Below are 20,191 nucleotides of genomic sequence, written 5' to 3' on the forward strand. Positions count from 1 at the left end.
CGCCGGTGGCTGCTGGTCCGCCGACAGACCAGCAGCCCCCGGCCCGGTCACCGGCGCGGTGGCGCCGGTGCTCAGTTGTGCTGGTGTTCGCCGGTGTCGGTGGCGGCACCGGTGCCGGCGGCGGTCGCCGGGTGGGAGTGGTCGTGGCCCGGGGGCATCGCCCCGGACTCGTCCAGGACGTGCAGCATCGTCGACATGCCGCCGTCGGAGTGGAACTGCATGTGGCAGTGCAGCATCCAGTGCCCCGGCCCGACGGAGTCGCCCGCCGCCACCTGGAACCCGAACGAGTCGCCCGGCCCGAGCGGCTTGTTGTCGATGACCGGGACGCTGTCGGCGAACGGTTCCCCGTTGCTCACCAGGCCGGTCCGGGTGTCCGCCCAGGAATGCCCGTGCAGGTGGAAGGTGTGCATGTCATTGCCGATCCCGACGACGATGAACTCCACCTTCTCCCCCTTGCGGGCGACCAGGCAGGTCGGGCCGGGCTGCGGGTTCTGCGCGTCGCAGGTGTCGGTGGCCGCGCCGCGGCGCAGGTTGATGCTCTGCCGGTCACCGAAGACCACGGTGTACGTGCGGTCGGGCTTCGGGTCGCCGGGTCGGCGCACCACCAGCCCGCCGAAGAGTCCCGCGCCGAGGCCCTGGGTGCCGTGCGGGCCGCCCACCACGTGATCGTGGTACCACCAGTAGCCGGCCGTGCCCGGCGAGCCGGTCTTCCTGTTGCGCTGCTGGGCGAACCAGGTGTACGTGCGTGACTCGCCGGGCGGGACGAACGAGCTGCTCTGCACGGTGCCGTCGGAGAGCTGGGTGTACTTGACCCCGTGCACGTGCAGCGACACACCCAGCGGGTGCGCCGGGTCGGTGCGCAGCTGCTCCAGCGTCGCGGCGGGCACCAGGTTGTGCAGGGTGATGGCGAGGCACTCCCCCTCCATCATCTCCATGGTCGGCCCCGGGTAGGAGGCGGTCTGCGGGCTGGTGCCGTAGCCGAGCCGGATCTGGGTGCCGTCCCTGGGTAACTCCACCGCGTAGAGCTGCATGCTGCGGTCCGGCTTGACGCAGCCCTCCGGCCGCTCGGCCGAGAGCACGCCGGTGCCGGCGATCGCCAGGCCGCCCGCGCCGACCAGGGTCAGCAGCACGGTCGCCGCCACCACCAACAGCCGGCGGGTGCTCGACCGCGGGCGGCGGGGGTCGGCCGAGTGGCCCTCCTCAGCCGCCGCTGCGCCCTCGGGCGGCGGAGCGTCCTCGGTGAGCCGCCAGGCCGTCACCGCTCACCCCGCAGGTCGACCATCCGCTGGTAGCTGCGCTCGGCGGCGCCCAGCGAGCCGGGCGGGTTGGGCTGCACGTTCGGCCCTGTGTCCTGCTCCCACAGGTAGGTGAACCGTCCGCCCCCGTCGAGCTCTGTGAAGAACTCTGCGAACGGGATCACCCCGGCGCCGAACTCCACGTCCAGGTACGAGTTGCCCTGCTGCGGGTCGGGCAGTGGGACGCCGTCCTTGACGTGGAACAGCGGGTAGCGGTGCGGGTGGGCGTTGACGTAGTCGACCGGGCGGAAGCCCGGGTACTTCCGCGCCCCGCCGTACGCCCACAGGATGTCCATCTCCAGGAACACGTACCGCGGGTCGGTGAGCTCCAGGAACAGGTCGTAGAGCCGCACGTCGGGCCGGTCGGTCGCGAAGCTGAATTCGATGGTGTGGTTGTGCTGGTAGAGCTTGATCCCGCGGGCCGCGGCGGCGGCGCCCCACGCGTTGAACTCCGCCGCGGCCGCCTGGTAGCCGGCGATGGTGCGGTTGCCGGTCGGCGCGGACGCGGTGCCGATCGCCGACATGCCGAGCGTCTCGGCGGCGTCCAGCTCCCACTCCAGGTTGGTGCGGAAGTCACCCAGCCCACGGTGGCTGCCCGCCGCCTTCAGCCCGTTGTCGTCGAGCAGCTGCCGGATCTGCTCCGGAGTGATCGGGCCGACGTTGCCCTGGGTGTAGCCGGCGAACTCCACCTCCCGGTAGCCGATGCGGGACAGCTCCTCGAAGACCGCCGCGAAGCCGAGCTGGGCGATCTTGTCGCGGACGCTGTAGAGCTGGATGCCCAGATGCCCCTGCGGGATCAGACGGCCGCTCGATTCGCTCGCCGCGACGGCCGGCAGCGCGCCGGCGAGGCTCGCCGCGCCGACCGCGACGGTGGATCCGGCGAGGCCGCGGAGCAGCGCCCGACGGTCGATCCTGTTCTTCGCCATGGTGGTGTGGTCCTTTCGCTCGGTCAGCAGCAGCTGGTGGAGGCGGACGGCGTCCCGTCCGGGCAGCACGGGCTCAGTGGCGCGATCCGGACGTTGCGGAAGCTGACGACATCGGCGGTGCCGTGGTTCTGCAGGCCGATGTAGCCGCGGGCGCTCTGCCGTCCGGCCCCGCCCGGGTCATCCGCGCGGGGCGGGCTGAACACGGCTTCCGGGGTGTTGACGTACTCGTTGATCAGCTCACCGTTGCGGTAGACCGAGTAGTGCTGCCCCACCACCCGGATCTCGTAGTCGTTCCAGGTGCCCTTCGGGGTGACCCGCGCGCCGGCCAGGTCGACCCGGTCGAACCCGTACACCGACCCGCTCTTGTACTGGTCGCCGTCGGGCCGGTCGTAGATCTGCAGTTCGTGGCCGTACTTGATGGCCACCCACTCGGGCCGGGACTCGGCCGGGTGCCCGTGCACGTCCGGGAAGCGGACGAAGACCCCGCTGTTGGCGCGACCTTCGCCGGGCGCGTCGTCGCGCCACTGCAGCTTCAGCGAGAAGTCCCCGTACGTCGCCGTGGGCAGCCAGAGCATGCCGAGGCCGGCGACCGGGCGACTGGTGATCGACCCGTCGGCGTCGCGGGTGAAGCCGCCCGCCCCGACGTGCTCCCACCGGTTGAACGACGCCGCCGAGGTGTCCAGCAGCGGCTGGTAGCCGCTCTTGTCGTCCGACTTGCCGACGCCCGAGCGGGCGGCGGCGCTGGCCAGGCGGCCGTGCTCCTTGTGGTCGATCACGCCCAGGTGGTGCAGGTGCTCGGCGACATCGGTGACGTGCTTGACGAACTGGCCGTGGTTCGGCCAGGCCCGCTCGTCCTGGATGGCGTTGTTGATCGTGCAGGCGTCCGCGACCACCCGGTTGGGTACGCCGCTGTCCACCGTGCCGAGCCAGACCGTCGGCCGGGTGTCCGGCACCGGGCAGGCGGCAGGACCGCTGGCGACCACGGTGAAGGTGACCGACGCGGCGCCCGAGGTGTTGCCGGCCTTGTCGGTGGCCCGGTAGCTGAGCGTGTGCGCGCCCGGCTGGTCGACGGTGACCGGCGCCGAGTACCGGGCGTACGTGCCACCGTCGAGGGCGTACTCGATCCGGTCGACGCCCGAGCCCGCGTCCGCGGCGGTGAGGGTGACGGTGGCGCTGCCGAGGTAGGCGCCGGTGTCGTCCTGCTGGCCGGAGAGCGTGGCGGTGGCGGTGGGCGGGGTGGTGTCCGGGGCCGGCGGGTCGACCACGGTGAACGACACCGACTGCGCGGCCGAGGTGTTGCCGGCCTTGTCGGTGGCCCGGTAACTGACCGTGTGCTGGCCGACCTGGTTGACGGTGACCGGCGCCGGGTAGCCGGCGTACGGCTGCCCGTCGAGGGAGTACTCGATCCGGTCCACGCCGCTGCCCTCGTCGGTGGCCGAGATGGTGACCGTGGCGGACCCGACGTACGCCCCGGCGCTGTTCCGCTCGCCGGTCACCGCGGCGGTCGCGGTGGGCGGCGTGGTGTCCTGCGCCGGCGGCTCCACCACCGTGAACGACACCGACTGCGCGGCCGAGGTGTTCCCTGCCTTGTCCGTCGCCCGGTAGCTCACCGTGTGCTGGCCCGGCTGATTCACGCTCACCGGCGCCGAGTAGGCGGCGTACGCGCCGCCGTCGAGGGCGTACTCGATCCGGTCGACGCCCGACTCGGTGTCGGTGGCCGACAAGGTCACCGTCGCCGACCCCACGTACGCGCCGGCGTCGTTCCGCTGGCCGGTCACGCCGGCCGAGGCGGTGGGCGGGGTGGTGTCCGGCGCGGGCGGCCGCACCACGGTGAACGACACCGACTGCGCGGCCGAGGTGTTGCCCGCCTTGTCGGTGGCCCGGTAACTCAGCGTGTGCTGACCCGGCTGGCTCACGGTGACCGGCGCCGAGTAGCCGGCGTACGGCCCGCCGTCCAGGGAGTACTCGACCCGGTCGACGCCCGACTCGGTGTCGGTGGCCGACAGGGTCACCGTCGCCGAGCCCACGTACGCCCCGCTGTCGTCGCGCTCACCGGTGAGCGCGGCCGAGGCGGTGGGTGGGGTGGTGTCCGGTTTCGGGGGTTCGACCACGGTGAACGACATCGACTGCGCGGCCGAGGTGTTCCCCGCCTTGTCGGTGGCCCGGTAACTCACCGTGTGCTGACCCGGCTGGCTCACCGTGACCGGCGCCGAGTAGCCGGCGTACGCGCCGCCGTCCAGGGAGTACTCGACCCGGTCGACACCGGACTCGGTGTCGACGGCGGTGAGGGTGACGGTGGCGGTGCCGACGTACGCGCCGGTGCCGTCGCGCTGGCCGGTGACCGCGGCGGCCACGGTCGGCGGGGTGGTGTCCGGGGCCGGCGGCTCCACCACTGTGAACGACACCGACTGCGGGGTCGAGGTGTTGCCGGCCTGGTCGGTGGCCCGGTAGGTCAGCGTGTGCAAGCCCGGCTGGTTCACGGTGACCGGCGCCGAGTAGGTGCCGTAGGTCCCGCCGTCCAGGGAGTACTCGACCCGGCTCACTCCCGATCCGCTGTCGGTCGCCGACAGCGTCACCGTCGCCGCGCCCAGGTAGGCGCCGTTGCCGTCGCGCTCACCGGTGACCGCGGCCGCCACGGTCGGCGGGGTGGTGTCCGAGTTGCCACCGGTGACGACCAGGAGCCCGTTCATTCCGCCATGGCCGGGGATCGCGCAGAAGTAGCGGTAGGTGCCCGGGGAGAGGACCACGTCGACGGTCCACCGGCCGCCGTTGGCGTCCGTCGGATCGGCCAGGATGTTCACGTCGACGTCGCTGTTGTACGCCGGGTTGCCGGTGTCGAACGTCAGGGTGTGCTGCATGCCGGTGGTGTTGCCGGTCGCGTCGCTGTTCTCGAAGACCAGCGTCGTCGGCCCGGCGACCGCGGTGGCCGGGGCGGAGCGGTACGCGAGGAAGTTGTCACCGGCGGTCCAGGTGAGCACCTGGGCCTGCAACTGGCGCGGCGGCGACGGCGCGACGGCGGTGGTCGACGGTTGCAGGTCGACCGGGCGCGCGCTCGCCGGCACCGCCACCAGCCCGGCGGTCACCCACACCAGGGCGGCCGTGGTGACGGCCGCGATCGATTTCCGCAACCGGCCGGCCGGGAGCCGGCCGGGAGGTGGGTATCCGTTCATCAATGCCTCTCTCCCAGGTTCGAGGCGTGCGCCGGCAGGGCAGACGTCCCCCGTCGGTGCCAGATCACCTCTTGTCGAGATATGTCGCCCGAGCGGCGAACCGCGTGGCCCCCTCCTGGCCGCACGGGATCCCCGGCCGGGGCGGATGCCACGGCCGTCCGGTGTGGATGGACTCGGTCCTGGTCCGCGGGCGAGCCGGATCGCACGCGTCGTCGGACGGCGTTCAGCGTGGAGCTGATGGGGTGAGGGTTGCGCCTCGGAGCTGAGGAGGCGTCATCGAGTAGGGACGAACATCGGTCAAACCCACAGCATCTGCGGGCCACGGGTCGTACCGCTGACCCGGGGTGCCATCCCTGGTCGAGTCGGTCGCCGCCGGACGTGTTGCGCCGCCTGGGGCCATCGATCGAGACTCACCGCGCCGCCGGTTAATCTCGATGAAACATATTGATGGTTACGGACACTACTAAGTTGGTCTCGCCCTGTCCAGAGCTTTCGTCGCCCTCTGCTCTACTTTTCTCTGAAACGACGAAAGTCAGTAGCGTTGCCGACCACAAGTGCGTTACATCAGGTCAGACATCCATATCGAACGATGAATTGGTGGGAGGGTCAGGTGGCCGCTGTTGCATTGCCGGATGGTGGACGCGTTGAACCCGTGTCGGCCCCCGTGGTCAGATCGCTTGGGCGAGTTCGGTGAACGCGGCGGCGACCCGCAGAGCGGGCGGGGTGTCGATGGCGAGTCCGTAGTGTCCGCGGCGCAGGTTCTGCATGAACGCGTGGCCGGCGATGATCACTTGTGCTGTCTTGTCTGTTCGTAGCCCGCGCATCGGTCTCAACCGGTGTTTAAGCTGGCTGTGATCAGCCTCGATCGGGTTATTGGCGTACTGCTCGACGTGGTGCCAGGCGGACGGGATCAGCTCATCCAGCACACCGGGGTAGACCGGCGCGGCCTCGGTGACGACCTCGCTGGGTGTCACCTTCAATGTCGACAGCGCCCGGCGAAAGAACCTGCGGGCCGCTTCGGCGTCCCGGCGGGCCGAGACCAGCACGTCGATGACATGCCCGTCCTGGTCGACCACCCGGTACACGTACCGCCACAAGCGTTGACCTTCACGTACGTCTCATCGACGAACCAGCGGTCACCTGGCGAGTGGCGAGTCAACTACCCGCCCATGAATGGGCGGGCTTGCAGATCAACCCCGCTGCTGGGTGCAACGAGGTGCCGCGTGTGGGCGATTGACTGCTCCCCAGCCGTCCACACCGCGCTGGGCGATGTTGACGGCCGCATTCCGATCGGCGTGGGCAACGACCCCGCACGACCGGCAGATGAAGGTGGCCTGGTCGGGCCGGTTCCGCTTGTCCCGGTGACCACACTGCGCACACGTCTGCGAGGTGTACGCCGGGTCGACCTGGACAAGAGCGACACCGGCCCGGCGAGCCTTGTAGGTCAGGAAAGAGCCGAGCTGGGCGAACGCCCACGAATGCACCGCGGCCCGTTGGGGCTTGCGCAGCCGTACCCTCTGCCGGATCCCCGTCAACTGCTCGACGGCGACCCCGCGCGAGGTGCGTGCGGCCTCGGCCACGATGCTTTTCGAGATCACATGGTTGGTGTCGGTGGCATGCCGCGCTTCCTTGCGCTTGCGCCGGGCCAGCAGGCGCCGCGCGGACTTGGTGCCCTTGGCTTGCAGACGGGCGCGCAGTCGTAGCTGCCGCCGCCGGTAGCGGTTCAGCTTCTCCCCGGCGTACACCCGCCCGTCGGAGTCGGTGGCGATGTTCACCACGCCGAGATCTACGCCAAGGAACCCCTGCGGGTCGACCGGATCAGCTTCGGCAACCTCGACAGTGGCGCACAGAAACCACGTGCCGTCGCGGTGCACGAGGTCGGATTCCCCGACCGGCAACTCGGCCACGGCCTTGAGCTGCTCGGGCGAACCGGTGTAGGCGACACCCTTGCACCGTCCGTCGATCGTCCAGATCGACACGGTGCGCGAGTCGGACTGCCACGACAGCATCCTGGCGTCGTACGGCTGCGCGGCGTCCCACCGGAATCGGACCGGCGTCGCCTCGACCCGCCGCCGGCGCTGCGACCCTGGCTTGCCGTAGTTACCGGCCGTGATGTTGGCGTGCAGCGTGGTGTAGGCGTCGGCGACCTTCTTGATGACGTGCTGCGCGGCCTGCGCCCCGAGCCGGTAGTCGGTCCTGATGCCGTGGTATGCGTGCCGGCGCAGGTCGTAGTTGCGGTAGCAGTCGATGTCGCGGGCCATCCGCGCCACATCGGACGCCGCCTCGTTGCAGGCGCGCAGAGTCGCCGTCAGCGCGGACGCCTGCTCCGACGTCGGCAGCAGCTTCACCTGCACGACCAGCTTCACCAGCCCATCGTATCATTTGGTCCATGTCACCTCGATGGACCCCCGACCCAAACGTGCGCAGGGGTCGCAGTGTCGTCCACAATCTTCACGCGCACTTGGTCTTCACCACCAAGTACCGACGCGGCGCCCTCACCGATCCGATCCTCACCCGCTGCCAGCAGGTCATGGCCCAGGTGTGCGAAGACTTCGGCGCGCAGCTGCGCGAGTTCAACGGCGAAGACGACCACGTCCACCTGCTCGTGCACTACCCGCCAGCCGTGGCTCTGTCGAAGTTGGTCAACTCGCTCAAGGGTGTCTCGGCCCGGTATCTGCGTCAGGAGTTCTCGTCCCACCTCAGTCAGTATCTGTGGGGCGGTCACCTGTGGTCGCCGTCGTACTTCGCCGCCTCGTGCGGCGGTGCCCCACTAGGTGTGGTCAAGGAGTACATCGAGAACCAGAAGCGTCCAGGTCCGTGACGGCGTTCCTCCCGGCCGTAAACGGCCGGGGATCCCGCCTTATTCACTGCTGAAGGGGGCGGCGTCGGCCAGCAGTGGGGTGAACCGCTGCACCCACCGGTAGGCGGTGACGTGATCGACCTCCACGCCACGCTCGACCAGCAGCTCCTCAACGTCGCGATACGACAGGTTGAAGCGTAGATACCAGCGAACCGCGACCACGATCACCTCCGGTGGGAACCGGAACCCGGCGAACGCGGACGTCGGAGGCAGCCATGGTCCAGGTCGGGTCGATGACTTCACTGCTCAAGCCTGCCTCGATCTTGCCGACGTTCAATGCAACAGAGCCCACTGATCCACCCATTGGCGATCTTGATGCCCGCGGACCCGCGCCGCGCGGCGAGGTCGGCGACCGGTGCCGGCAGCGCGTCCAGGTTGGGTGGCCGTTGCTGGCGGCCCTGATGCGGGCGGTGCTCGTTGTAATGCGCGGTGTACTCGCCCAGAATGGCCAGCAGGTGCCGTTGTCCGTAGATGAGCATCCGATCCAGGCACTCGCGGCGTACGGTGCGCACCCAGCGCTCGGCGAACGCGTTGGCCCGTGGGGCCTGCGGCGGTGTGCGGACGATTTCGACGTTTTCGCTGGTGAAGACGGTGTCGATGGCGTATGTGTACTTGGTGTCGCGGTCTCGGATCAGGAACCTGAACAGGCCGATTCGCTCGCCGAGATCGATGACGAGGTTGCGGGCCTGCTGGGCGACCCACTCGCCGGTGGGATGGGTGGTGGCGCCGAGGATGTGCACCCGCCGGGTGGCGACTTCCATCAGGAACAGCACGTAGATGCGGGTCAGCCCGATGGTGTCGACGTGCAGAAAGTCGCAGGCCAGGATGCCTTTCGCCTGGGTGGTGAGGAACTGGGTCTAGGTGGGGCCGGCCCGACGCGGCGCCGGGTCGATACCGGCGGTGTGCAGGATCGTCCACACCGTTCTGGCGGCGATCGGGTAGCCCAGCCCGACCAGCTCGCCCTGGATCCGGCGATGGCCCCAGCTCGGGTTCTCGGCCGCCAGCCGCAGCACCAGGGCGCGGACCTCCGCCGCGATGGGCGGACGGCCGAGTCTCGCTCGGGGATAGGTCCATCGTCGGGCGACCAGGTCGCGATGCCAGCGCAGCAGCGTGGCAGGGGTGACGACGAACGCCGGCCAACGTGGCCGCGGCAGCAGCCGGGACAGAGCCGCCAGCACGGCGCGGTCGGCGGGTTCCAGATCGAGGCGGGTGACCTGGCGACGCAGCACAGCGACCTGATGGCGCAACACCAGGATCTCCACATCCTTGGCCCGGTCGCCGCGCATCCCCTGGATCAACAGCTGCAGGACCTGGCGCAGTATCAGGTACCCAAACGACAGGATCATGACCGCGAGCATGCCGCCAATGCCTGGCTGGACGTCGTACAAAACCGCACGTCAACCCAGGTGACCGAGTTTCCGAGCGGTACAGGCTCGCCGCCGTGGACCAGGCGGTCGCGTTCGGCGAGGCCGGTCTCCAGGACCACCTCCATGCGCTCCAGCAACTCGTTGTGCGTGGCGGGCAGCAGTGCGCGATGGAAGCTCAGGTCGGCGGTTACGGCGGCGGCCGGATTGCCGTTCGCGGCGGCCATCTCCGCTAGCGACCTCACGGCAGCGGGCCTGCCAGTGCAGTGGGCCGGGGACCACGACGCGGAACTGTTCGTCCTGCGCCGCGACTGACCCGATCCCATTTCTGGACACGGGTGCCCGAGCACCTGATCCGATCGCTGACCGCCGCCGCCCCACGTCTGTGGCCGCCGGCGACGGGACCCAGAATCCTCGCCAAGCCTGTTGACCCCGCACTCGACGCCGCTCGGACCAGGCCCGGCGCCAAGCAGGTGCGATGGATCGAAGGGACGTCCCAGGCGCTCCCGCACCGGCCGTTCGACACGGCGGTGGCCGCCGTTCACCGCCGCGACATGAGCTTCACCCGCCACTAAACATTCCTGGCGGAAGATTCATCAGCCCGGCGCGCTGCGCTTCCGGACGGAGGATCAGCTAGACGCCTGGCTGCGAGCCGCGGGATCCGGCGTCGAACGCACTACGGCGGATGGACCAGGCAGCAGCCCATAGGCCAGGGCGACGGCGAGTTCCTCCTCCTCGCGCGGAGGCAAACCCGGTAACGACAGTCGCACCCAGGTGAACCGTCACCTGGGTGCGACTGTCCCCGTTCAGCAGGTGGCGTTCAGGCCGGCCCAGTTCGTGCGGTCGTTGTAGCCGCCGTCGCCCGCGTCGCCGACCAGCAGGTCGAGCACCCGGACGCCGGTCAGGTCGACGTCGACCTGGCGGATGTCGTCGCGGGTCAGCACACCGCTGTCGAACAGGACCCGGCCGTCGCCGATCACTTGGAAGGTCGAGGTCGCGCCCCCAGGTCCGACGTTGCGGACCGCGTCGTCCAGGCCGACGGTCGCGGTCAGCCCGCTGCACTTGTCGCCGACGTAGTAGCGGACCGTGGACGGCGACGCCACCCCGATGCCGGTCGGGTACACCTGGCCGAGCATGCTGATCGGCGACCCGCCGCCGACGCTGCGATCGATGGTCGGGCTCATCCAGCCGCTGGTGGCGCTGATCCACTGGTGGTGCGACAGTATGACCTCGCCGTCCGGTGGCGCCGGCGCGACCACCACCGCCGAGACCGTCGCCTGCCGCAACCGTCCGTGCCCGATCACGTCGTACGAGGTGGTGGCGGTCAGCACGGCATCGCCGGGAGCGGCAGCGGCCGGGAGGGTCACCGCGAAGGCGAAGGTGGCGGAGTCGCCGCGGGCCAGCAGGATCGGCGCGCGGCTGAGGGGGCGGACCGTCCAGGCGGCCGGCGCCGCCAACGTCACTTGCGGCGCGAGTACCGGCAGCACACCGTCATTGCGTACGGTGACCTCGACGCGCGCCTCGTCACCACCGGCGACCACCGGCGCCGTGCCCTCTGGCATCGGGTCACCACCGACCTGCGTCACCAGCGGGAGGCCGGCGGTCACGTGTGGGACACCCGGTAGGCCGCGGGCCGGGCCGACCCGGAACAGTGCCGCGCCGTGGGCCGCAACGGCGGCGCTGATGGTGCCGGCGCTCTCGGTGACCTGGTCGGTCCACGCGTTCTTGAGGGTGAACCGCGCCCCGGAGAGGCCGACCGACGACGCCTTCGTGGTGAGGATCTTCGGGCTGTCGCCCCGGTTCAGCAGCACCACGGCCCGATCGCCGTTCGCCAGCCGCTTCACCCACGTCTCGGTCGTGCCGGCGGGGCCGACCCGGACGGCCTGAACGACGGCAGGGTCCTGGTTGATCGCCAACACGTCGGGGTCGGTGAGGATGTCCACAGAGGTCTGACTGAGCGTGCGGGCGTCGCTGCCGATCACCAGCGGCGCGGCGGCCGCAGACCAGAGCGTCATCTGCGTACGGAATTCCTCGTCGGTCATCCCGAGCTGCGGGCCGAGGTAGTCCGGGTCGTTGAAGTGACCAGGCCCGGCGACCTCGGGGTGCCGCGCGTTCGCGTCATAGTTGCGCAGCACGTCCTTGAACTTGATGTCCCCGACGAAGCCCACGTCGGTATAGGTCCGCCAGGACTGCGCGATAGCCGGAGCGTAGGTCCAGGAGTACGTCGACTGCTGCTCCTTCGGGTAGTTGCCCCAGTCGGGCGAGGTCACCGGATTGCACAGGTTGAAGAGGATCGGCCGTCCACTGGTGTTGTTCCGCAACGCCTGCGCGAACTCGGTGAACACGGTCTTCGGGTCGAGGTCTGCGGCGATCCCGCAGAGGAAATCCACCTTCACCGCGTCGAACTCCCAGACGGCGAACTGGTCCGCGTCGCGCTGGTAGTAGCCGCCGCTGCCGAGTCCGCACTTCCCGGGGATGTACGGTCCGGCGTCGGTGTAGATGCCGGCCTTCAGGCCCCTGGCGTGGATGTAGCGCGCGAGCTCAGCCATCCCACTCGGGAAATGGTCGGGGTTGGCCACCAGTTGGCCGGCCGAGTTGCGTGGGGTCGGCGCCGCCCAGTTGCCGTCAATCCAGACGTACTGGTAGCCGGCATCGCGCAGGCCGCTGCTGACCAGGTAGTCGGCTGTTGACTTGACCTCGGCCTCGGTCGGATCGCCACCCAGGCCGAAGTATGTGTTCCAGCCCATGTACGGCGTCGGGCTCAGCACCTGCTGAGGTGCTGGCGCCGTGACGGCGGCAGTGCCGGCCGCTGGGCCGGCGTGGGCCGGTGTCGGCACGATCAGCAGACCGGCCGTGAGGGCGAGCAGGGCTGTGAGCACATGTCGTTTCACATCGGATTCCTTTGCTGCCGGGATGGGCGGACGCCACGACGGGCTACTTGCCAGCCTTCTTCTCGTTCTGGACCTGCTTGTACTCCGGCTTGACCTCACTCCAGCGCCTGGGCTTGTTGCGCACCGGCGTGGGAGTCCGGAGCAGCACCGCGCGTTTCGGGGGCGGTGCCGAGGAGCACGTCGGTCGTCCCGCTCACGTCGGCCCGCTGGAGGCCCCGCTCGAGGTGTCCGACGTGGAGGTGGCACAACCGCCGACGTACGTCGCGGCGCACCGCACCCCGGGACTTGTGAGGCACCCCACGATGGGCTGCCAGACCAGTCATGTCCGCACTCCTGAGGTTCGTTTCGAAGATCTTGCATCCCGTTAGAGCTATGTGTCAATGTTAATTCGTAAATTATGAGTTCTAGAGTGCTCAGGGCCGTCCACATCCGACCCGAGCCCCCCACCAGACCAGGCACCGAGACCGGACACCGTAGAGCGACGAGCGCGCCGATTGGCCACGGTCGACGACGCCATATCCCTGTTGCGGCAACCCGGTCCAGCCACTGACGCCTCACCATGACCGGGACGACGTCAGCGGACGCCTGACCTGCGGCACGAGGGCACCCGCACGGCGTCGCGGCGACGATTGATCCATCCAGAAGTCGCGCCTCACTCGTCGCTTGTGAAGATCCAGTAGTGGCATTCGGCACCTGCCCGAGTCAAGGAGTCCAACAGCGGCGTGCTAGGGCGCGGTGCCGGCCGCCCAGTGGCAGCCACCGGCGGCGCATCTGCCAGTCGGAGCGGGCGGTGCATGAGGCACGACCAGTTGCCGATGTCCCCGAGGTGGGCCGGGTCGAGGCCGTCGCGGCCGGCGTGCCGTACGACGGTGTTGTGGTCGAACTCGGCGTTGTAGGCCAGCACGGTACGGCCGGCGGTGACCTGCAGCAGCTTCGGCACGACCTCAGCGAGGGGCGGCGCGTCGGCCAGCTCGTCGTCGGTGATGCCGTGCACCCACCGGGCCTCCGGCTCGGCTTCGCACCCGGGGGCGACCAGGGTGTCCAGCAGCGGCTCCCCGGTGCACGCGTCCACCACGGCGGTCTCTACCAGGTAGCCGGCCAGGCCAGTGGTCTCCGAGTCCAAGATCACGGCGGCGCCGGGCTCGCGCATCGCGCGGGCCCACCGGACCGCCGCGCCGGCCTCGGTGCACATCGCGATCTGGTGGCGGTACTCGCGCAGGTATGGGTGCGTGGCGATTGCCTGCTTCACCTCAGCCGGGGTGGGCGCACCGTCAACGCGTTCCCAGTCGATTTCCCACCGGCCGGCGCCGCGGTGCCACCACGCCCAGACCTCGATGCCGTGCCGGTCGCCCAGCTCGGCCACCCACCGGCGGACGAAGGCGGCGCGGTCGACCGGGCGGCGGGCCAGCCGGCGCAGCGGCGACGGCTCGCCCGGTTCACCGCCCGCACGGCTTCCCAGTCGATGCTGGGGTGAAGGTGGGCGCCGCGGTCGTGACCATCGGTCCCGCCGCCCGGTCCCCTGGTTCAAGATCCGGACGGCTCACCTGCCGGCGCAAGACCGCGACCTGATGACGCAGCACAAGGATCTCGACCTCTTTGGACCGTTCGCCGCGCAGGCCGAGCACGATCAACTGCATGATCTGGCACAGGAACAGGTACCCACACGACAGGATCACGGTCGCCAGCATGGCCATCAACCCACGCCCGGCGTCGCACAAACCCGCACGTCAACGCCCCGTGACCGAGTTCTCGAACGGTACAGGCATGGGCCGCCCGCGCCGCCGGCCGACCGTGGGTCGATCATGGGCCGGCGGCGCGGGCTGGGCCCGGACGGTGGATGGACCGCGTGGGCTGGCAGGCTATGCGGGCCCTATCGGTTTTGGAAGATCAGGATCGTGACGCCGTCGCCGACCGCTCGCGCTTCGGCCAGGCGCAGTGTCTTCTTGTCGCTCGTGTTAACGAACAGCCGCTTGCCGGCACCCAGGACGACCGGCGAAACGATCAGCCGCAGCTCGTCAACGAGGTCATGCTCGATGAGCGTCTGCACCAAGGTGGCGCTGCCATGGACGATGTCACCGTCCACGGCCTGCCGCAGCCTCGCCACCTCGGTCGGTGCGTCGCCGGCCAGCACGGGGGTGTTGTTCCATTGTGGATTTCGCAGGGTCGTTGAGACGACGTACTTGGGCATGGTGTTGAGCAGGTCGGCGAATTCGTGCTTCTGCGGCGGCCATGCCTGGGCGAACTCCTCGTACGTGACCTTGCCGAGCAGCAGCGCCGCCGAGTTCTTGGCCTCCTCGAACTTGAAGACCATGCCCTCCTCGCCGGAGCTGGTCTCCATGCTCCAGCCGCCGTGCTTGAATCCCTCCGACCCTCCCGGGTCTTCGATTACCCCGTCGATCGAGATGAACTCGGTGACGACGATCCTGCCCATTGCTCCCCCTTGGATACGTTTTGCGGTTCGGTGTTGACCGCGAAGGCAGGTTCAGGCTGCCCGCGGCGGGTGACCGGGCGAGCACCAGGCGGGCACCGGGCGAGCACCGCGGGCAGCAGCCGCCATGGTGGATGGCGGGCCGGTGGGCGGATCGCGACAATGCTGGGATGAAGTTCGGCATCCTGGGCCCGACGCAGGTCGACCGCGGCGACGGCCAGCTGCTGGCGGTTGGCGGACCCGGGCTTCGGGCGCTGGTGGCCCTGCTTCTGACCGCGGGCGGTGAGATCGTCACGATCGAGCGCCTGGTCGACGGGTTGTACGGCGCGGAGCCGCCCGCCGGCGCGGTCAACGCACTGCGATCGCAGGTGGCCCGACTGCGCCGGCTGCTCGGCGACGTGGTGGTGTCACACCCGGCCGGTTACCGCCTCGCGGTCGACGCCGACGATGTCGACGCGCACCGGTTCGAGCGGTTGGCCGATGCCGGCCGCAGGGCCCTCGACCAGGGTGACCATGCGCGGGCGGCGGGGCTTTTGGGCGAGGCGCTGCGGCTGTGGCGCGGCCCTGCCCTGGCCGACGTCGGTGCCGCACCGTTCGCGGCGGCCCGGGCCGCACGGCTGGAAGAGTTGCGGATCGCCGCGGCGGAGGACCGGATCGAAGCAGCGCTGCCGGACAGCAACCTCGGCCCGGTGGTGGCCGAGCTGCGTGAGCTGGTGGCCACCAATCCACTGCGGGAACGCCTCTACGCCCTGCTCATGAGGGCGCTGGCGGGGGCCGGGCGGCAGGGAGAGGCGTTGACCGTCTTCGAGCAGGCTCGGCGCACGCTCGCCGACGAGCTGGGAAGTGACCGTCCGCCGAGCTGACCGCCGTTCACCTGGCCGTTCTGCGCGGTCACCTCCCAGATCGGCGCGCTGCGGCGCGGACGGGCGCCCCGGAGGGCACCCACCGGTCGGCCATCCCCCGGATGCTGCCCGCCACCATCGCGGACTTTGCCGGGCGCCTCGATCACCTCGGCGCCATCCGCCGCGCGGTGGAGGCGACGGACGGCGGCGACAGTCGTCTCGCCGTCCCGGTCGTGATCATCTCTGGGCGCGCCGGCGTGGGGAAGACAATCTTGGCAGTGCATGCCGCCCACGGCTTGGTGGACCGCTTTCCGGACGGCCAGCTGTTCGCGAACGTCCACGCGGCCACCGCTCATCCGGTCCGGCCGGCACAGATCCTGCAGCGTTTTCTGCGCATGCTCGGCGTGCACGGCGCGTTGATCCCGGACGGCGTCGACGAGCGGGCGGAGATGTTCCGCAACCTGCTGGCCGACCGGCGTGTCCTGATCGTCCTGGACGACGTCGACGGCGAAGACAGCGTTGTCCCGCTGATTCCCGGCGGCCGCTCATGCGCGGTCATGCTGACCTGCCGGCGGCGGCTGCCCGGGCTCGCCGGGGCCACCGGCGTCGGCCTTGGACGGTTCGATCCTGGGCAGTCGCTCGAGCTGCTGTCCCGCATCATCGGCAGCGATCGGGTACGCCAGGAGGCCGACCACACCCGCAGCCTGGCCGACCTGTGCGGGCATCTGCCTCTGGCGTTGCGGATCGCGGGCGCGCGGCTGGCTGCGCGACCGCATTGGAGCATTCGCCAGATGTCCGACCGCCTCGCCGACGAGGAGCGCAGGCTCGACGAGCTCATCCACGGCGGGATGGCTGTTCGCGCCGGCGTCAGGCTGATCCACGACGCCCTCAGCCCGCCGGCGCGGCGGCTCTTCCGACTGCTGGCCACCGTCGACGCACACGTCTTCGCCAGCTGGACCGCTGCGGCGTTGTTAGACCGACCACTGGACGAGGCTCAGGACTGCCTGGACGAGCTGGTCGACGCACACCTGGTAGAAACCGTCGGGACCGGCCGCGGCCTGCACAGCCACTACCGCTTCCACGACCTGATCCGCGGCTTCGCCCGCCAGCGGCTGGCCGCCGACGAACCGGCCGCGCAACGATCCGCCGCTCTCGCCCGGGCCCTCGACGCCGTGCTGTGCCTCAGCCGCGCCGCCGCGGCGCCCGACGCGCACGATCCGATGCAGCTCTCCGACCGGTCACCGACCTGGTCACCACCCGCGGAGCTGGTGGACGAGGTGACGGCTGACCCGAACCTGTGGTTCGAACGCGAACACGTGCTGATCACCGCCGCTGTCCACCAGGCCGCGCGGATACGGCTGCCAGACCTCTGCTGGGCCCTTGCCATAGCCATCCGGCAGTTCCTCATCCTCCGCGCCTACAAGGACGACGCGCTCGCCGTGCTCACCGCCGCGCTGCACGCCGCCCGCCAGGCAGCCGACCGCAAACGCGAGGCGGCGGTGCTGCTCGAGCTCGGTACCCACGCCTCCGGGCTGCGCAGCCACGACGACGCCGAGCGGCACCTGGCCGCGGCAGAAATTATCCTTCAGCAGCTTCACGACGAACGGGGCGTCGCCGTCGCGATCCGGGGGCGGGCGTTCGTGTACTACGGCCAAGGCCGGACGGCCGAGGCGGTCCCTCTGCTGCGGCGGGCCCTGGCCACCACCCGGTCCCTTCGCTTCGACAGCGAGACCGCCTACATCCTGCAGGTACTTGCCGGCATCAGCCTCCTGCACGACGACGTCCCCGTGGCCGACCGGTTGCTGGCCGAAGCGATCCACCACGCCCGCGCATCGGGCAACCCGAGGATCGTGGCTCAGGCCCTGCACCGGACCGGCCAGGCGCAGCTGCAAGCAGGTGAAGTGGGCCTGGCCGCCGACACGCTGGCCGAGGCGCTAGCCCTCGCCCGGGGCGCGGGCGATGTCGCCGGCGAGGCGCACATCCTGACCGGCCTCGGCTCCACTAGGCTGCGTGAGGGTTCGTCAGCGGCGGCCCACGACGTCCTCTCGCAGGCGCGTGACCTCGCGCGTACGGCTCACGACGCGCTCGCGGAAGCTCACGCGCTGTGCGGTCTGGGTGAGGTAGCACTCGACCAAGACCGCGCCGAGCAGTCCGTGATGCTCCTCCAGCAGGCGGTTGCCCTGTTCCGCGCGGTAGGCAGCCGAATCCACGCCGCACACGCCCTCGCCAGGCTCGGCGACGCCTTACAAGCCGCAGGGCACATCGAAGCCGCGCGCGAATCGTGGGACGAAGCCATGCTGCTCACCGAGCACATGGACCCCGCCGTATCCGCCGGACTACGCGCAAAGATCCCCGCCCCGCCCCGCGGGTTACCGTGACACCCTCGGCGAGCCCGGACCTTCCCGTGCCCATCGAGTTTGCGACGCCTCGTCCCCGCACTCGGCGACGGCGCCGGCTTGCAAAAGGCCGCGGGTGATGGTCGCGTCGTAGCCGGTGCGGCCCGACAGCACCCGGGCGGTAACGCGCACACGTTGGCGCAACACGTGGTCGACTCGGCGGCCACGGCCCTGCGCACGTGGGCGTCCGCGCGGGCGGTGCACGCCTGCCTGCCGCCTGCGACCGCTCGATCACCGCGGCCGAGCTCCGCCTGGTCGAGGTTGACCAACTTCGGGTAGGTCTCGAACCTCGACATGGTTGTGCTCGCATAGGTGTCTCACAAATCTGATGAGGTGCCGGGCTGCGCTGCCGCTACCCGCCCGCGCGCCGATCATGCTCAGGCCGCCCGCCGGTTGCTGCCGAGCCCTCCGCTGCCAGCGCGGGGCGGTGCCCCATGCCAGACAGGACATCCGTTCCCACGCCTGGGGTATACCCGAATGTCGGAACCGCGCGGCGGCGCGCGCCATACCGAGTCACACCGCGCGGCTTGAAGACGGCCAGCACCGTCATGGCGAGCAACACCAGCAGCCCGCCGGCGGCATGCACCACCAGCGACGCGCGGGCCTCGCTCCACAACCTGTTCGGGAAGCCGGTGCCCACAGCGACGTCGGCGAGCGCGCCGGTCGGCGCCACCTGCAACAGCAACACCCCCGTCGCCGCAAGAGTCACCACCAACTTCACCACCACCCACCAGTGCCGCACCAATCCCCACGGGCTAACCCACGACGACACCAGCCCAGTGACCACCGACGCAACCGCGAACGGCACCACCACCAACCGTGCCACCAGGTCCAATGCGACATAACAGGCCCGCACCAGCGCGACATCTCGACCGCCCACCGCAACGACCGCGAGGACGAGAAACACCACGACCGCGCCGAACCAGCCCACCGAGGCGGCCACATGCGCGGTCAGCGCCGCCTTGCGCGCGCCCGGCCAAACCTTCACCACCTGCCCGCCAACGCCTGCTCCGCGGTCGCGGGCAGGCCACCCGGCACGTGCCGGCCCGGGCCATGATGCCCGCCCCACCCCGTCAACTGGACGATCACGAACAGGGCCAGCAGAACCAGCCCCACCACCGCGAGCACGACCACCCAACGCGGCATACCCGACCGACTCCCATCGCCGCTCGACCTGTCCGCCATCCGCCTCTCCCGCCTCTCCGAAGCCGAACCGCCCGCCCGACTTTTTCGATACATCATGTCTTGGTTGCAAGACAGCATGTCACGCTATCGTCGGTGCGTATAGTTGGGTCGTGCCAAAGCTGTGGAACGACACGATTGAGGCGCACCGCGCCGCGGTACGTGACGCGGTGCTGGATGCCGCCGCAGCATTGATCGCTGAGCACGGGCTGACCGCGCTGACCATGTCCCGCATCGCCGGGAACACCGGCATCGGGCGGGCCACCCTCTACAAGTACTTCCCCGATGTCGAGGCGGTCCTGCTCGCCTGGCACGAACGCCAGGTCCACCAGCACCTCACGCGCCTGATCGAGGTCCGCGACAACGCAAGCGACCCGACAGCGCGGCTGCACGCCGTCCTGCACGCCTACGCGCGGATGTCACGCCACACTCACGACAGCACCGTCGCGGCAGAACTGCACCGCACCGAACACGTCAACGCCGCCCACCGGCAACTACGCGAACTCCTGAGCGAAGTGATCGCCGACGCAGTCCAGGCCAGAACCGTCCGCGACGACATCACCCCCGACGAACTCGCCGCCTTCGCCCTGCACGCCCTAGCCGCGGCCAACATCCTCACCGCAGACGGTGCCGCTGATCGGCTCGTCACGCTCACCATCGACGGGATGCAGTCCACGCCCTGAACCGAGCGCGGCGTTAAGCCCCCGCGGCGATTCAAGGACGCCGGCCACCGGACGGTCGTGCCCAGCAGTACCAGGTAGACGGCGGGACCAAACCTCGCGTTACCAAGCGACAGAAGGAGCACTGCCAGAACGCCATAGCCCCAGTACTGCCACA

17 protein-coding genes and 2 pseudogenes are annotated in these 20,191 nt (G+C 70.0%); 4 read left to right on the forward strand and 15 right to left on the reverse strand.

Going from position 1 to position 20,191, the window contains the following annotated elements; all coding sequences use genetic code 11:
* Nucleotides 1–71 precede the first annotated feature (71 nt).
* The 5 genes and pseudogenes from KBX63_RS26865 to KBX63_RS26885 form a co-directional block, all read right to left on the reverse strand.
* Nucleotides 72–1,259, reverse strand: coding sequence for a multicopper oxidase domain-containing protein (locus KBX63_RS26865; protein ID WP_210916027.1), 1,188 nt, complete (start codon nt 1,257–1,259; stop codon nt 72–74).
* A complete protein-coding gene (locus KBX63_RS26870; protein ID WP_210916028.1) occupies nt 1,256–2,221 on the reverse strand; it encodes a sugar phosphate isomerase/epimerase in 966 nt (321 codons plus the stop codon). The genes KBX63_RS26865 and KBX63_RS26870 overlap by 4 nt, the downstream gene beginning before the upstream one ends.
* Before the next feature lie 23 nt (nt 2,222–2,244).
* Entirely contained in the window at nt 2,245–5,391 is a 3,147-nt protein-coding gene (locus tag KBX63_RS26875; protein WP_210916029.1) for an OmpL47-type beta-barrel domain-containing protein, read from the reverse strand.
* A 668-nt stretch (nt 5,392–6,059) separates the two neighbouring features.
* Nucleotides 6,060–6,544, reverse strand: a pseudogene (locus KBX63_RS26880) (transposase); the annotation flags it as partial.
* A 37-nt stretch (nt 6,545–6,581) separates the two neighbouring features.
* Nucleotides 6,582–7,757, reverse strand: a complete 1,176-nt coding sequence (locus KBX63_RS26885; RefSeq protein WP_210916031.1) for an RNA-guided endonuclease TnpB family protein — start codon at nt 7,755–7,757, stop codon at nt 6,582–6,584.
* A 23-nt stretch (nt 7,758–7,780) separates the two neighbouring features.
* On the opposite strand from KBX63_RS26885, the gene tnpA reads away from it, so the two are divergent.
* On the forward strand, nt 7,781–8,212 hold the full coding sequence (gene tnpA / locus KBX63_RS26890) for an IS200/IS605 family transposase (RefSeq protein ID WP_210916035.1): 432 nt from the start codon (nt 7,781–7,783) through the stop codon (nt 8,210–8,212).
* A 57-nt stretch (nt 8,213–8,269) separates the two neighbouring features.
* Here the strand turns inward: tnpA and KBX63_RS26895 are convergent.
* From KBX63_RS26895 to KBX63_RS26930, 8 genes and pseudogenes are all read right to left on the reverse strand, one after another.
* Nucleotides 8,270–8,464: pseudogene (locus KBX63_RS26895) on the reverse strand (IS6 family transposase); the annotation flags it as partial.
* 26 nt (nt 8,465–8,490) lie between these two features.
* Nucleotides 8,491–9,024, reverse strand: coding sequence for an integrase core domain-containing protein (locus KBX63_RS26900; protein ID WP_307871861.1), 534 nt, complete (start codon nt 9,022–9,024; stop codon nt 8,491–8,493).
* Nucleotides 9,025–9,108: 84 nt separating this feature from the next.
* Nucleotides 9,109–9,597, reverse strand: a complete 489-nt coding sequence (locus KBX63_RS26905; protein WP_210916037.1) for a helix-turn-helix domain-containing protein — start codon at nt 9,595–9,597, stop codon at nt 9,109–9,111.
* Nucleotides 9,594–9,842: an FCD domain-containing protein gene (locus KBX63_RS26910; protein WP_247663253.1), complete on the reverse strand. Its 249-nt coding sequence runs from the start codon at nt 9,840–9,842 to the stop codon at nt 9,594–9,596. The genes KBX63_RS26905 and KBX63_RS26910 overlap by 4 nt, the downstream gene beginning before the upstream one ends.
* 579 nt (nt 9,843–10,421) lie before the next feature.
* Nucleotides 10,422–12,506, reverse strand: a complete 2,085-nt coding sequence (locus tag KBX63_RS26915; protein ID WP_210916040.1) for an NPCBM/NEW2 domain-containing protein — start codon at nt 12,504–12,506, stop codon at nt 10,422–10,424.
* 652 nt (nt 12,507–13,158) lie between these two features.
* Complete coding sequence (locus KBX63_RS26920) at nt 13,159–13,869, reverse strand: 3'-5' exonuclease (RefSeq protein WP_210916041.1); 711 nt, start codon at nt 13,867–13,869, stop codon at nt 13,159–13,161.
* A gap of 73 nt (nt 13,870–13,942) precedes the next feature.
* Nucleotides 13,943–14,200 carry a hypothetical protein gene (locus KBX63_RS26925; protein WP_210916042.1) on the reverse strand — a complete coding sequence of 86 codons (258 nt, stop codon included), beginning with the start codon at nt 14,198–14,200 and terminating at the stop codon, nt 13,943–13,945.
* Between the two features lie 176 nt (nt 14,201–14,376).
* Nucleotides 14,377–14,937, reverse strand: a complete 561-nt coding sequence (locus KBX63_RS26930) for a dihydrofolate reductase family protein (RefSeq protein WP_210916043.1) — start codon at nt 14,935–14,937, stop codon at nt 14,377–14,379.
* A gap of 167 nt (nt 14,938–15,104) precedes the next feature.
* Between KBX63_RS26930 and KBX63_RS26935 the strand changes: the two genes are divergently transcribed.
* Nucleotides 15,105–15,797: an AfsR/SARP family transcriptional regulator gene (locus tag KBX63_RS26935; protein WP_210916045.1), complete on the forward strand. Its 693-nt coding sequence runs from the start codon at nt 15,105–15,107 to the stop codon at nt 15,795–15,797.
* A gap of 101 nt (nt 15,798–15,898) precedes the next feature.
* Nucleotides 15,899–18,154 carry an NB-ARC domain-containing protein gene (locus tag KBX63_RS26940; RefSeq protein ID WP_210916048.1) on the forward strand — a complete coding sequence of 752 codons (2,256 nt, stop codon included), beginning with the start codon at nt 15,899–15,901 and terminating at the stop codon, nt 18,152–18,154.
* A 370-nt stretch (nt 18,155–18,524) separates the two neighbouring features.
* Here KBX63_RS26940 and KBX63_RS26945 read toward each other — a convergent pair whose 3' ends face one another.
* Together KBX63_RS26945 and KBX63_RS26950 are read right to left on the reverse strand one after the other, a co-directional pair.
* The gene (locus KBX63_RS26945) at nt 18,525–19,163 is read right to left on the reverse strand and encodes a DUF2269 domain-containing protein (RefSeq protein WP_210916049.1); all 639 of its coding nucleotides are present in this window, start codon (nt 19,161–19,163) and stop codon (nt 18,525–18,527) included.
* On the reverse strand, nt 19,157–19,318 hold the full coding sequence (locus tag KBX63_RS26950) for a hypothetical protein (RefSeq protein ID WP_210916050.1): 162 nt from the start codon (nt 19,316–19,318) through the stop codon (nt 19,157–19,159). The genes KBX63_RS26945 and KBX63_RS26950 overlap by 7 nt, the downstream gene beginning before the upstream one ends.
* A gap of 149 nt (nt 19,319–19,467) precedes the next feature.
* On the opposite strand from KBX63_RS26950, the gene KBX63_RS26955 reads away from it, so the two are divergent.
* A complete protein-coding gene (locus KBX63_RS26955; protein WP_210916051.1) occupies nt 19,468–20,037 on the forward strand; it encodes a TetR/AcrR family transcriptional regulator in 570 nt (189 codons plus the stop codon).
* The last annotated feature ends 154 nt before the right edge of the window (nt 20,038–20,191 follow it).

The organism is Micromonospora sp. U21, from assembly GCF_018070045.1.
In the GTDB taxonomy this organism is placed as follows: Bacteria; Actinomycetota; Actinomycetes; order Mycobacteriales; family Micromonosporaceae; genus Micromonospora.

Bases quoted from the DNA above. Each gene is read 5' to 3' on its own strand.
- KBX63_RS26940 (WP_210916048.1), top strand. From the start codon at position 15,899: ATGCTGCCCGCCACCATCGCGGACTTTGCCGGGCGCCTCGATCACCTC.
- KBX63_RS26910 (WP_247663253.1), bottom strand. From the start codon at position 9,842: ATGGCCGCCGCGAACGGCAATCCGGCCGCCGCCGTAACCGCCGACCTG.
- KBX63_RS26930 (WP_210916043.1), bottom strand. From the start codon at position 14,937: ATGGGCAGGATCGTCGTCACCGAGTTCATCTCGATCGACGGGGTAATC.
- KBX63_RS26925 (WP_210916042.1), bottom strand. From the start codon at position 14,200: ATGGCCATGCTGGCGACCGTGATCCTGTCGTGTGGGTACCTGTTCCTG.
- KBX63_RS26950 (WP_210916050.1), bottom strand. From the start codon at position 19,318: ATGCCGCGTTGGGTGGTCGTGCTCGCGGTGGTGGGGCTGGTTCTGCTG.
- tnpA (WP_210916035.1), top strand. From the start codon at position 7,781: ATGTCACCTCGATGGACCCCCGACCCAAACGTGCGCAGGGGTCGCAGT.
- KBX63_RS26905 (WP_210916037.1), bottom strand. From the start codon at position 9,597: ATGATCCTGTCGTTTGGGTACCTGATACTGCGCCAGGTCCTGCAGCTG.
- KBX63_RS26875 (WP_210916029.1), bottom strand. From the start codon at position 5,391: ATGAACGGATACCCACCTCCCGGCCGGCTCCCGGCCGGCCGGTTGCGG.
- KBX63_RS26935 (WP_210916045.1), top strand. From the start codon at position 15,105: ATGAAGTTCGGCATCCTGGGCCCGACGCAGGTCGACCGCGGCGACGGC.
- KBX63_RS26870 (WP_210916028.1), bottom strand. From the start codon at position 2,221: ATGGCGAAGAACAGGATCGACCGTCGGGCGCTGCTCCGCGGCCTCGCC.